The sequence below is a fragment of the Bradyrhizobium sp. P2_E8 genome (genome assembly GCF_056403875.1).
In genome coordinates, this window is the sequence record NZ_JBFUES010000187.1 from 1 (window position 1) to 11,581 (window position 11,581).

Genomic DNA, 11,581 nt, shown 5'->3' on the forward strand with positions numbered 1-11,581 from the left:
GGAGACGACGGCGGGCGTTGGGGTAGCCGTCCCAGCCGTCCATCCAGAAGTGCGCGCCATCATCCCCTTCCCGCTTGTCCTGTGCCATCAAGGTCTGCTGCGCGACGATCGTCCAGCGACCACGGCAGTCGCGCAGGCGCGCCCCAAGCCATTGCTCCTGTCTCTCGCCCAGCATCGTCCGCGTTTCGTCGGTTCGGCCTGCACAGTCATTCACCCAGGTCGGGCGTCCGCTTCCGACACAAGCCGATGCCGAGCGATATTGCCGGTCGTCGAGCAGCAGCACGTCAAGCACGTCGCCAAAGCGATAGTGTTCGTAGATCGTGGCGTGCGCGCCGCGTGGACGAGCCGAGAGCGGAAGCGGCATGTGCTCGTAATAGGCTTGATAGGCCGCGGCGCGGATCTTCAGGAACCGCGCGGTGTCACCCACCGTGTAGGAGCGATCATTGGCATAGTCGTCCATCACCTCGTGGTCGTCCCAGACTGATAGCCAGGGAAAGGCGGCGTGCGCGGCTTGCAGGTCGGGATCGCTCTTGTAGAGCGCGTAGCGGTTGCGGAATTCCTCGAGCGTCGTCGGGATGCCGACGCCGTGCTGGCGGACGTGGTGCGATCCCCAGGATTTCTCATAGATGTAATCACCGAGATGAACGACAAGATCGAGATCGCGCGCGGCCATGTCGCGGTAGGCGGCAAAATAGCCCTGCTCGTATTGCTGGCAGGATGCGAAGGCAAAACGGAACGGGCGCGCGGACTCGGCCGGCGCGGTTCGGGTGCGTCCCACCGGGCTAAGCGCCGGACCGGCGCGGAAGCGAAACCAGTAGACGCGATCGGGCCGCAATCCCGTCGCCTCGACATGCACGGAATGCGCAAGCTCTGCTGTCGTCCGCACGACGCCGCTGGAGGCGATCCGCGAGAAGTGCTCGTCATCGGCGACCTGCCATTCGACATCCACCGCAGCGTCGCCCATGCCGCCGCTGTCGAGAGGTTGTGGCGCAAGGCGGGTCCACAGGATGACGCGATCCGGCCGCGGACACCCGGACGCAACACCGAGCGCGAAAGGATCGGCGCTGAAGGAGAGTGGCGCTCCGCGCACGAACCCGGCGGGCGCCGCCAACGCGGCGCTCGCCAGCGATCCCAGGAGAAAGCGGCGGCGGGGAATCATGAATGCGCCGGCCCGGTTTCAAGCTTGCGCCGAATGCTCACAGCGAGATCAGGCCGATCGGTGGTGATCTGCCGCACCGGTTGGGCAAGCCAGTAGGCGATATCCTCCGGCTCATTGGTCACCCATGCACCGAGACGCTTGGATCCGAGCACTTGAAGGGCCAGCGGCAATGTGAGCCCCAGGAGCGATTTTTCGACCGCGACAATGCAGCCGGGAATGGCGGCAAATTGTGCCAGCGCGGACGCGATTCCGCCCATCATCTCCGCCGAACGGCGGTCGAGCGAGGCAAGCACCTGCGCCTCCGGCCAGAGCCGGCGCACGGTCGCGATCACGCCGGGCACGAAGCAGGTGATGATTGCACGCCTCTCCAGCCCCCGGCGCTTGATCTCGTCGATCAGCCGCGCTTCGAGGCCCGCATAGCAATTGCCGAGCGCATCGGTCTTGATCTCGATGTGGAGCTCAAGCGTCGTTTCGCTCAACACGCCGAGCACCTCGCCGAGGGTCGGAATGCATTCGTCGCCGGCATCGCGAAGGCGCGTTGCCGTCAACCGTCTCAGGCTGCGCTCGCCAACCGGGCCGCTATCCAAGGTGGTGCGGTCGAGCAGCGGATCATGGATCACGACAAGCCCGCCATCCGCGCTCTGGTGGACGTCGAACTCGACCGCATCGACGCCCTCCTCGCACAGATTGCGGAAGCCCGTAAGGCTGTTCTCCGGCCAAAGATTGCGCGCGCCGCGATGCCCGGCGATGAAAACCATGATCGAACCCTATTTGCTGCTGTCGATAAGACCCTTGATGAACCAGCGCTGCAAGAGCAGGACGACCAGCGCCGGCGGCAACATTGTGAGGAGCGCGCCGCTCATGGCGATATTCCAGGCCGGCTCGCTGTCGGAGCGGGGGATCAGGCCCTTCAGTGCAATGACGGCCGTTGCCATATCCTTGTCGGTCGTAAAGAGGAGCGGCCAGAGATATTGATTCCACCCGAACAGGAACAGGATGATGGCGAGTGCCACCATGTTCGGCACGGACAACGGCAACAGGATGCTCCAGAAGAAATGCAGCGGCGATGCGCCGTCCAGCTTCGCCGCCTCGCACAGCTCGTCCGGGACCGTCAGGAAGAACTGGCGAAAAAGGAACGTGGCGGTCGCCGAGGCGATCAGTGGCAGGATCAGCCCGGGATAGGTGAGGTTGTCGAAAAACTGGTTTCCAGGGAGCCATGGTAACGGCACCTTCTGCACCTCGGTCACGGTGAGCGAGCCCGCCACGAACGCAAAATACAGGGGTACGCAGACCGTCAGCGCGCCGGCAATCAGGATCGCGTGACAGACCATGTTGAGGATCGGCGAGCGCTCCACCATTCGGCTAGACTCCGTAATTGACCTTGCGGTCGAAGTAGCGGAATTGCAGCAGCGTGCAGATCAGCGCGAAGCTCATCAAAAGAACCGATTGCGCGGCCGAAGAGCCGAGGTCGAGATTGACGAAGCCATCCACGAAGACCTTGTAAACCAGAATGTTGGTTGCACCGGCGGGGCCGCCTTTGGTGACCGCGTCGATGATGGCGAAGGTCTCGAAGAAGCCATATATGAAGTTCATCACCATGAGGAAGAATACGGTGGGCCCGAGCATCGGCAGCGCGATCGAGACGAAGCGGCGGATCGGACCGGCGCCATCCACCGCGGCAGCCTCCATCAGCGACACCGGTACCGCGAGCAACCCCACGACCAAAAAGATATAATCGTAGCAGACGTGCTTCCACGACGCGGCGAGCGTCACCAGGATCAACGCGTCAGTCGGATTGAGGTTGGGGTCCCATGCAATGCCGCCCCAGTGCAGCACCTGCGCGAGCGGGCCGACCGCCGGATTAAACAGGAAAGCCCACAGGATGCCAGCGATCGCGGGCGCAATTGCATAGGGCAACAGGATGATGGTGCGATAGGCCGAACGGCCGCGCACAATCCTGTCAGTGGCAAAGGCGAGGACAAGCGCGCTGCCCAGCGTGAGCACGTTCTGCGCCACCGTGAACCAGAACGTCACCGTAATCGACTGGCGGTAATCGCTACTCGCAAGCAGCGTCTTGAAATTGTCGAACCACACGAACTGGACTTTGGTCCCAAAGGGATCGCTGAGCAAGACGGATTGCATCAGCGCCCGCAGCGACGGGATGAAGAAGAAGAACAGCAGGATCAGCAATTGCGGCAGCAACAGCAGCGTCGGCAGGCCGGGGCCGTCGCCGAAATTGGCTCGCTTAAGGCCGGCCTCTTGCTCGCGGCGACGCACCTTTCCAGACGTTCGGGATCCGCCGGCCGCCGCGCCCGTCCCGGCCTTGGACTGATGGCCCCCGTGCCTTCTCTGAAGCACGGGTGCGCGCGTATCACGCCACGGGATGGACAGGCGCAACGTCATGGACGCTCGGTTTCCAGTGTCTTCCCGGCATTGAGCTTTTCGAACTGCCGCAAGATCTCGTTGCCCCGCTTGACCGCATCATCCATCGCCTGCTGCGGCTGTTTCTGGCCGGCAAAGACTGCCTCCACCTCCTGGCGCTGGGCCAGCATCGTCTGCACGAAATTGCCGAAGCGGAAGCCGCGCGAGTTCTCGTTCGGCGTGCCACGTGAAAGCTGTAGAACGGCAATCTCTCTGGTTGGGTGATCCTTGTAGTAGCCACGCTCCCGCGCAAGCGCATAGGCACGATTGGTAGCGGGAACGTAGCCGGTCGCGCCATGCCACCACACCTGGGTCTCCGGCTGGGCGAGGAAGTTCAGAAAGGCCGCGACGGCGTCATACCGCTCYTGGGTGTGGCCCCTCATGACCCAGATGGCTCCGCCGCCGATGGTGCTGTTGAGAGGCGAATTGATGTCGCTCTCGTGCGGCAGGAAGGTGGCGCTCCAATTGACGGTCGCGTTGCGTTCGATATTGCCGTGCGATGCGGTCGAATTGACGAACGTCGAGCATCGTCCCGACGTGAACAACTGTTCCGGACTGAAGCCCTGGCCTGCGATCTGCATCACGCCGTCGTCGAGCCACTTCTTCAACCGAGCGACTTGCGAGACCACCTTCGTCTTGTTGTAGACGAACTCGGTGCCGAGCCCGTCAAAACCGTTTGCAAGCGTGCCGTAAGGCTGGTTGTTGATGGCGCTGTAGTTCTCGAGGAGGCTCCAGTAGAAGTCGCCCGGCAGCACCGTGCCGCATTCGCTGATCCCCTTGGACTTGATGGTGTAAAGCTGGCTCTCCAGCTCCTGCCAGGTGTCGGCCGGCTTGTCGAAGCCGGCCTTCTGGAAGTGGTCCTTGTTGTACCAAAAGATCGGCGTCGACGAGTTGAAGGGCATCGCCGACATCCGCCCCTTGTAGCTCCAGAAGCTTGCCACCGGCTTGATGAAATCCGAAAAGTCGACCTTGTAACCCTTCTGCTCTATCAGGTCCTGCACGGGAACAACCGCCCCCGAGAGCAGCATCGTCATGTAACCGCGCTCGGCGATCTGCACCATTTCCGGCGGCCGCTTCGCGCGGTAGGCGGCGATCACCCCGTTGGTCACCTCATCGTAGTTGCCCTTGGCGACCGCGACGACGGTGTACTTGTCCTGCGACGTGTTGAACTTCTCGACGAGCTCATTGAGCCGGTCGGCGAGGACGCCGCTCATGGCGTGCCACCACTGCACCTCGACCCGCGCTTGTGCCGGACCGACCAATGCCAACGCGCCGAACAAGGCTGCAATGAATGCGACTTTCCTACCCATGGACAGCCCTCCCTGAAGGCGACTTATACATTTGTATTTCTATCATGACATATGTGTCTCGATGATGAAAGGGGAGTCATCCGCTACGACAGGCAGTCGGAAATCGGCGCATTTTCCCGCGACGTGAATGCTGGTCGCGGCGGGCGGAGCGGTCCCGCGCCAGGTGGTAGCGCGGCATGACCATGCTTTGGACGTGGCCGAGTTGGTGAAGGGAGTTAAGAAGCGCCTCTAATGGCCCGGCCGACTTTCTGCAGGGCCTCAAAGGCTCCGAAGCGCCGATCGGTCCAGTCTTCCAAAGTCGCCTGGGGCTGATGGATTTCCCCTAAGACCGACATCGCCTGCATCGCCTCGCCGAGACTGGCATGGACACCCGAAGCAACTGATCCAAGCATCGCGGAGCCGAGAAGGACGGCCTCCGGAGATGCCGACGCGGCGACCGTCAAACCCGTCGAATCAGCGAGCACCTGTCGCACGAGGCGACTCTTTGCGGCGCCGCCGCTGACCACGATCGTATCAACCGCGATGCCCTTTTCCTGCTGGGCCCGAACGATCTGCCGGGCCCCGTAACCAAGACCGCACAATCCGGCAAGGTAAAGCGCCAGTAGGCTCTCGAGATCCGCGCGCATATCAAGCCCGGCAATCAGTGCACGCGCGTCAGGATCCGCGAATGGCGCGCGATTGCCGAGGAATTCGGGGACAACATGAAGCTCGCCGACCAAGTCCGGAATCATGTCGGCACCGCCGCGTGATTCGACTTCCGCGGCAAGCCAATCGGCAAGCGTCTGCTGCTTCTGACGTGCAGCATGTGTCGCCTGCGCGGAATGCGGATGCATCTGCAACAGATGCTCAATCGCAGCGCCGGCGGCCGACTGCCCACCTTCATTGAGCCAAAGCCCCGGCACCATGGCAGAGAAATAGGGTCCCCAAACACCGGGAACGAAGGACGGTTGCGTCGTGGTTGACATGGTACAGGCGGACGTTCCGAAGACATACGCCATGCGCGTGAGCACCGTGCCGGCCGCACCACGTGCGCCCACCGTACCAACCCCGCCGGCGTGTGCATCGATGAGGCCTGCGGCAACGGGCATTCCGGCCGTGAGACCGACATCAGCCGCTGCCTCCGCAGTCAGACCCGCCGCCAGTCTTGTTCCGCCGGGTACGATCTCGGTGCCGATCCTGCGGAACTGCTCGTCCGCCAGCACACCGAGGCCAACCGACCGGAAAAAGTTGCCATCCCAGCGGTTTTCGTGGCCCAGATAGGTCCACTTGCACGTCACGGTACAAATGGAGCGAGACAGGCTCCCAGTCGCACGCCAAGTCAGAAAGTCAGTCAAGTCCATGAACTGCCACGCACGGGAAAACGTGTCGGGCATGTTTTCGGCGAGCCACAACAGTTTTGGTGTCTCCATCTCGGGTGAGATGGCTCCGCCGACATACTCAAGGACTTTCTCGCCTGTCTGGTTGATCCGGCGGGCCTGATCGGCTGCACGGTGATCCATCCAGACGATGACGTTGCGAGCAGGATCGCCGGACGGGCCGACGGGCAGCGGCTCGCCCCCCTCGCCCAGCACCACCAGCGAGCAGGTCGCATCAAAGCCGATGCCGGCGATGCTATCCGGCGCGATGCCGGCCTGCCCGACCGCGCCACGCACGCTGCGGCATACGGCATGCCAGATATCCTCGCTCGACTGCTCGACGATGTCTCCGGCCTCCTGCCAAAGTGCAACAGGAGTTCGATCACTCGCAATGAGTCTGCCCGAGCGATCGAACACTCCGGCCCTTGCGCTGCCCGTGCCGACATCGACGCCAAGAAAATAGCGGTCAGCGAATTCTTTGGTCATGAGGCCACATCCAGATCGCCGATCGGAAGATGCTATAGATCGTTGCTCTGCGGTAGAATGACGAGGTCGCGGATGGTGACGTTTCTCGGACGCGTCAACATGAACAGCACCGCCTGCGCGACTTCCACCGGCTGCATCAAGCCGCCGGCCGCCATTTCTTCCTCGATCTTCTCTTTGGGCCAGTCTTTGATGAGCGCGGTCACAACTGGACCTGGCGCAACAGCGCCGACACGCAAGCCATATTTGGCGACCTGTCGGCGCACGGTATGCACGAAAGCCTGCACAGCGTGCTTGGAGGCCGTATAGATCGGCTCCCAGACCACAGGGACAAGACCTGCGATCGAACTGGTGACGATGATGTCGCCGCTCTTGCGCTCGACCATGTGCGGCAGCACCGCATGAATCGACCGGAAGAGCGCATTGACGTTCAGGTTGAGCATACGGTCCCAAGCGTCGGGGTCGCCGCCAAGCACCTCGCCGCCGACATAGGCGCCTGCATTCGCATGGAAGATGTCCAGTTGRCCTGCCTTCTCCAGGACCTGCGACATCATGGTTCCCATGCTTTCAGGATCGGTGAGGTCGATACGTAAAGGAATCGCCTGGTCGCCCAGCTCGACGCTAGCGCTGCTCAGCGCCTCCTCTGCCCGATCGATCAGAACCACCCGCGCGCCCGCCCCGATCAAGGTTCTGGCGCATTCGAGACCGATGCCCGACGCGGCGCCGGTGATCGCGGCGACTTTTCCTGCAAGTTCCTGGGCCACGGCTGGTCCTTCTTGTGAGAGTTATTCAAGCTCGGCCATGGGACAGGCGTGAGCGCCGTGCCAGCGAATCGACGATGACCGCAATAGCGAGTACCGCGCCCGTGATCATGTACCGTAGCGACGAGGAGAGATCGAGCAGCGTGAGGCCGCTCGCGATGGACTGGATGACGATGATTCCGAGGAGTGCAGAATAGGCGCTGCCGCGGCCGCCAAATAGGCTTGTGCCGCCGATGACCGCGGCTGCGATCGCGTTGAGGTTGACATCCCCGGTCCCGGCCTGCTGGCTGGAAGATGCCAGCCGCGCTGCGGCAAGAATGCCGCCAGCGGCTGCCAGCGTGGAGCACAGCATGAACGCGGTCGAATAGACCCGGCGTACGTTGATGCCGGCCCGACGGGCCGCCTCGCGATTGCCGCCGACCGCAGACATCGAGCGGCCCCATTTGGTCCGCGTCAACGCGTAGTTCATGACCACGCACAGGCCGACGAACAGACCGAACATCCACGGAACGCCGCGCCCGAGGTTGAGATAATAGACGATGAATTCGAGTACGATGGTAACCAGCAGCGCCTTCAGCACCATGCGGCCAGACGAACTGGCCGATAGCCCCGCCTGCCGACGGCGCGCGGCCGTCCGGTAGCCGGTCACGAACACAACCAGGCTCGCGGCCGCCGCCAGCACATAGGATACGATCGGCGGCATGACGAGCATCTGCCCGAAATTGACCAGCGGTGATCCGTAGGGAAGATTGATCGAGCCTGAAGAACCGAGCAGATACAACTGCAGGCCGAGCCACGCCAGCAGGCCCGCCAGCGTCGAGACGAAGCTCGGCATCCCCAAACGATTGAACAGAAACGCGTAGAGCGCACCGATGGCGGCGCCCAGTACCAACGCCGTGACGATCGCGACGGCCACCGGCCAATCCTGACCGACCCAAAGCACGCCGATAAGCGCCGAAGAGAACCCGCTCACCGAACCAACCGAGAGGTCGATTTCGCCGACCATCAGGATACAGACGATGCCCAGCGAGATGACCCCGACCGTCGAACAATCGAACAGCAAATTGACCAGATTGTTCGGCGCCAGAAAAACGGGGTTGAGACTCTCGAATGCCGTACAGATGACGATAAGCCCGACGACCACCGGCAGCGAGCCGAGGTCGCCCGACCGCACGCGGTCCACAAAAGCGCTGAACATGTTCCCAAGTGTGTCCGTGTGCTTGACCCGCTCGTCACTGCGGTCGAGCGGCCGCGCCGTCGAAACCCGTTGCGTGTCGCCGGTCATCGCCGCTGCTCCGGCGATTGATGGGCGYGGCGCCGGCTGGCGCGGCGCGAGACCGAGTTTTCGTCCGCACCGGTAATTGCGGTGACGAGGTCCTGGTTGGAGGCGTCGGGTTCGAATTCGCCGTTGTTGCGGCCTAGGCGCAGCACCACGATCCGGTCGGCGACCGCGCGTACGTCCTCCATGTTGTGGCTGATCATGATGACGCCGAGGCCGCGGGCGCGAACGCGCTCGACGAGGTCGAGCACCTCGGCGGTTTGGGCGACGCCAAGTGCGGCGGTCGGCTCGTCGAGCAGAATGAGCTTCGGCTCGGTTAGCAGTGAGCGCGCGATCGCCACGGTCTGGCGCTGTCCGCCGGAGAGCGACGCAACGGGCTCGCGCACGCTCGGGATCCGCGCCGACAATTCGCTGAGCAACGTCCAGGCGCGGAGCTCCATGGAAACCTCGTCGAGCCGCATTGGATTGAGCTCTCGGCCGAGGAAGATATTTGCGACTACATCAAGATTCTCGCAGAGCGCCAGGTCCTGGAACACGGTGGCGATACCGAGACCGAGCGCCGCGGCCGGATCGGATAGGACGACATGTTCGCCATCGAAGGCGATCGTTCCAGAGGTAGGCTGATGCACGCCGGCAAGAATTTTCACGAGCGTGGACTTTCCTGCGCCGTTATCGCCCACAAGTGCCACGACCTCGCCAGCATGCACCTCGAGATCGACGTCGGTAAGGGCGGACACAGCGCCGAAATGCTTGGAAATTCCGCGAAGACTTAGAACAGGCTTGCGCAGTCCGCCCTGCGGGTGATCGACATCCGAGATCGTGGTCATTTCCAAGCCCGTGCTCTGGTCGGTCATCCCGGCCGCCGGGAGCGGCCGGGACAGACGCAGTTACTGTGTTATGCCAAGTTTCTTGCAACCGGCGGCATATCGGCCCGTACAGAGCTGATCGGCCGTCTGGATCTTCTTGTCGACGATCTCCGCCTTCAGATTTTCCTGGGTGACGACCGCCGGCACGAACAGCTTCGACGGCGCATTAAAGAGCGTGGTTTCCGCGTTGGGCGTCTCGCCGGAGAGGAATTTCACCGCCGCCTGGGCAGCCGCAGCGGCCACGATCTCGCTGGGTTTGGAAATCGTGTTGTACTGATCGCCGGCGATGACGAGCTGAAGCGCGGCAATCGTCGCATCGTTGCCCGTAACCGGCGGTACCGGATCGACGCCTGCGGCCTTGAAGGCGGCAATTGCACCACCGCCCGTGCCGTCATTGGCGGCCACTACGCCGAGGATCTTCTTGCCGAAGCGGGTGATCTGGCCGCTCGCCCATTGCTGCGCCTTCGGCGGCGCCCAGTCCGGCGTGTCATATTCGGCGAGAATTGGATAGCCGCTCTGATCAAGACCTGCGTGGATACCCTTCTTGATGAGTCCGGCAGCGGCATCGGTCGGCGATCCATTGATTTCAAGCACGCCCTCCCCCTCCTTCGCCGTGATCTTGGCCGCCTTCAGATGTTTGATCAACGATTCAGAGATGGCCTTCCCGATGGCTTCGTTGTCGAAGGAGACGTAGAAATCGACCTTGGCGTCGGGAACCGGCCGGTCATAGGCAATGACCTTGATGCCCTGCGACTGTGCCATCTTGACCAGGGAGGCCGCGGCGGTCGAGTCGACAGGGTCGAGCACGATCACCTTGGCGCCTTGCGAAATCACCGAATTGAACTGCTGTTGCTGCCGTGCGGCATCTGCGCTGGCGTTCTGGTAGATCACCTTGCAACTGTCGCAGAGTTTCTTCATCTCTGCCGCAAAGCCCGGATAGTCGTGTTGCTCGTAGCGGGTGGAGGCCTGGTCCGGCATGAGGAAGGCAACGGTTGCGTTCTTCACCTCTGCGGCCTGCGAAAACAGGACGGTTGTGCCGAGCAGCGACAAGGCCAGCACAATTGTGGCCGCATCTTTCGGAGAGAACTTTTTCATTTCGGATTTCCTTTCCGGAACTGGGTGTTAGAGTGCCGTCATTGATCTTTTGAAGACAGGCCTTCGCTGCTTCCGTCGCCGACGGCGCAATGAGCGCCGGTGCTCCGAAGCCGCGCAGAATCCTGGACAGACGATTCCTGTCGCGGACTGCCATCGGCATGTCCGCGTCATTCTTCCGCAATGGTCCTCCTCCTTTGCTCCTCCCCGGCTAGGCCGCGCGGGCCGCATTGATGTTGTGCGCCAACAATCGTCTGAAGCGCGAAGGCGGCATGCCCTTCTCGGCCAGAAACTGCCGGTTGAAATTGGAGAGATTGTTGAAGCCGACCTCGAAGCAGATGTCGGTGATGGAAGCCTGCTCGTCGCTCATCAAGATCTGGCAGGCGAGATTGATGCGCAGCCGTTTGACGTATTGCACCAGTGACATGCCCGTGTGCCGGCGGAACGAGCGCGAAAATGCGCTTTGCGACTGACCGGCGATCGCTGCGAGCTCCGTTTCACCGAAAGGTTGCGTCAGGTTCTTCCGGATGAAGGCAAGTGCCTTGTTCATGCCCGCAGACATGTAACCAGACGGGTCGGGCAGGTAGTTTGGGCTGGAGAGCGGGCGCGCCTTTCGGGCGCGGCAAAGTATCCCCAATATCATCATGAACAGCTCGATCCGGCGCACGCCGTTCGCCGTCACGATCTCCTCCATGAGTGGGGCGAGCGCGTCGCTTGTGCTGCGGGTGAAAAGCGCGCCGCGCCGGGAGAATTCCAGCAACGCGGCAAGGCCCGAAAGCTCGGGCATGACCTTCATCAGATCGCCGATAAATTCTTCGCTGAACTGAAGGATGCGTCCGCGCAGCGGGATAGTGC

At 62.4% G+C, this 11,581-nt stretch carries 11 protein-coding genes; all 11 read right to left on the minus strand.

Features of this window, described 5'->3' with window-relative positions; genetic code table 11:
* A partial coding sequence (locus AC1D00_RS13085) for an alkaline phosphatase D family protein (protein ID WP_477010957.1) occupies nt 1-1,159 on the minus strand: 1,159 nt, incomplete at its 3' end.
* Nucleotides 1,156-1,917 carry a glycerophosphodiester phosphodiesterase family protein gene (locus AC1D00_RS13090; protein WP_477010958.1) on the minus strand — a complete coding sequence of 254 codons (762 nt, stop codon included), beginning with the start codon at nt 1,915-1,917 and terminating at the stop codon, nt 1,156-1,158. The genes AC1D00_RS13085 and AC1D00_RS13090, both read right to left, overlap by 4 nt.
* Before the next feature lie 9 nt (nt 1,918-1,926).
* Nucleotides 1,927-2,517 (minus strand): ABC transporter permease subunit, encoded by a 591-nt coding sequence (locus AC1D00_RS13095; protein WP_477010959.1) that lies wholly within the window; start codon nt 2,515-2,517, stop codon nt 1,927-1,929.
* A gap of 4 nt (nt 2,518-2,521) precedes the next feature.
* The gene (locus AC1D00_RS13100; RefSeq protein ID WP_477010960.1) at nt 2,522-3,436 is read right to left on the minus strand and encodes an ABC transporter permease subunit; all 915 of its coding nucleotides are present in this window, start codon (nt 3,434-3,436) and stop codon (nt 2,522-2,524) included.
* Nucleotides 3,437-3,558: 122 nt separating this feature from the next.
* Nucleotides 3,559-4,890, minus strand: coding sequence for an extracellular solute-binding protein (locus AC1D00_RS13105; RefSeq protein ID WP_084302198.1), 1,332 nt, complete (start codon nt 4,888-4,890; stop codon nt 3,559-3,561).
* Between the two features lie 215 nt (nt 4,891-5,105).
* On the minus strand, nt 5,106-6,731 hold the full coding sequence (locus AC1D00_RS13110) for an FGGY-family carbohydrate kinase (RefSeq protein WP_477010961.1): 1,626 nt from the start codon (nt 6,729-6,731) through the stop codon (nt 5,106-5,108).
* A 32-nt stretch (nt 6,732-6,763) separates the two neighbouring features.
* Nucleotides 6,764-7,492 carry an SDR family oxidoreductase gene (locus tag AC1D00_RS13115; RefSeq protein ID WP_092191293.1) on the minus strand — a complete coding sequence of 243 codons (729 nt, stop codon included), beginning with the start codon at nt 7,490-7,492 and terminating at the stop codon, nt 6,764-6,766.
* Between the two features lie 25 nt (nt 7,493-7,517).
* Nucleotides 7,518-8,774, minus strand: a complete 1,257-nt coding sequence (locus AC1D00_RS13120) for a sugar ABC transporter permease (RefSeq protein WP_404554994.1) — start codon at nt 8,772-8,774, stop codon at nt 7,518-7,520.
* A complete protein-coding gene (locus AC1D00_RS13125) occupies nt 8,771-9,595 on the minus strand; it encodes an ATP-binding cassette domain-containing protein (RefSeq protein WP_477010964.1) in 825 nt (274 codons plus the stop codon). Before AC1D00_RS13125 ends, AC1D00_RS13120 begins: the two co-directional genes overlap by 4 nt.
* Before the next feature lie 60 nt (nt 9,596-9,655).
* Nucleotides 9,656-10,729 (minus strand): ABC transporter substrate-binding protein, encoded by a 1,074-nt coding sequence (locus AC1D00_RS13130; RefSeq protein WP_477010962.1) that lies wholly within the window; start codon nt 10,727-10,729, stop codon nt 9,656-9,658.
* A 208-nt stretch (nt 10,730-10,937) separates the two neighbouring features.
* On the minus strand, nt 10,938-11,581 hold a 644-nt coding region (locus AC1D00_RS13135), incomplete at its 5' end, for a helix-turn-helix domain-containing protein (RefSeq protein WP_477010963.1).

What these genes read in the sequence shown, in the direction of transcription:
- AC1D00_RS13120 (WP_404554994.1), bottom strand. Translation starts at nt 8,774, where the DNA reads ATGACCGGCGACACGCAACGGGTTTCGACGGCGCGGCCGCTCGACCGC.
- AC1D00_RS13090 (WP_477010958.1), bottom strand. Translation starts at nt 1,917, where the DNA reads ATGGTTTTCATCGCCGGGCATCGCGGCGCGCGCAATCTTTGGCCGGAG.
- AC1D00_RS13110 (WP_477010961.1), bottom strand. Translation starts at nt 6,731, where the DNA reads ATGACCAAAGAATTCGCTGACCGCTATTTTCTTGGCGTCGATGTCGGC.
- AC1D00_RS13130 (WP_477010962.1), bottom strand. Translation starts at nt 10,729, where the DNA reads ATGAAAAAGTTCTCTCCGAAAGATGCGGCCACAATTGTGCTGGCCTTG.
- AC1D00_RS13095 (WP_477010959.1), bottom strand. Translation starts at nt 2,517, where the DNA reads ATGGTGGAGCGCTCGCCGATCCTCAACATGGTCTGTCACGCGATCCTG.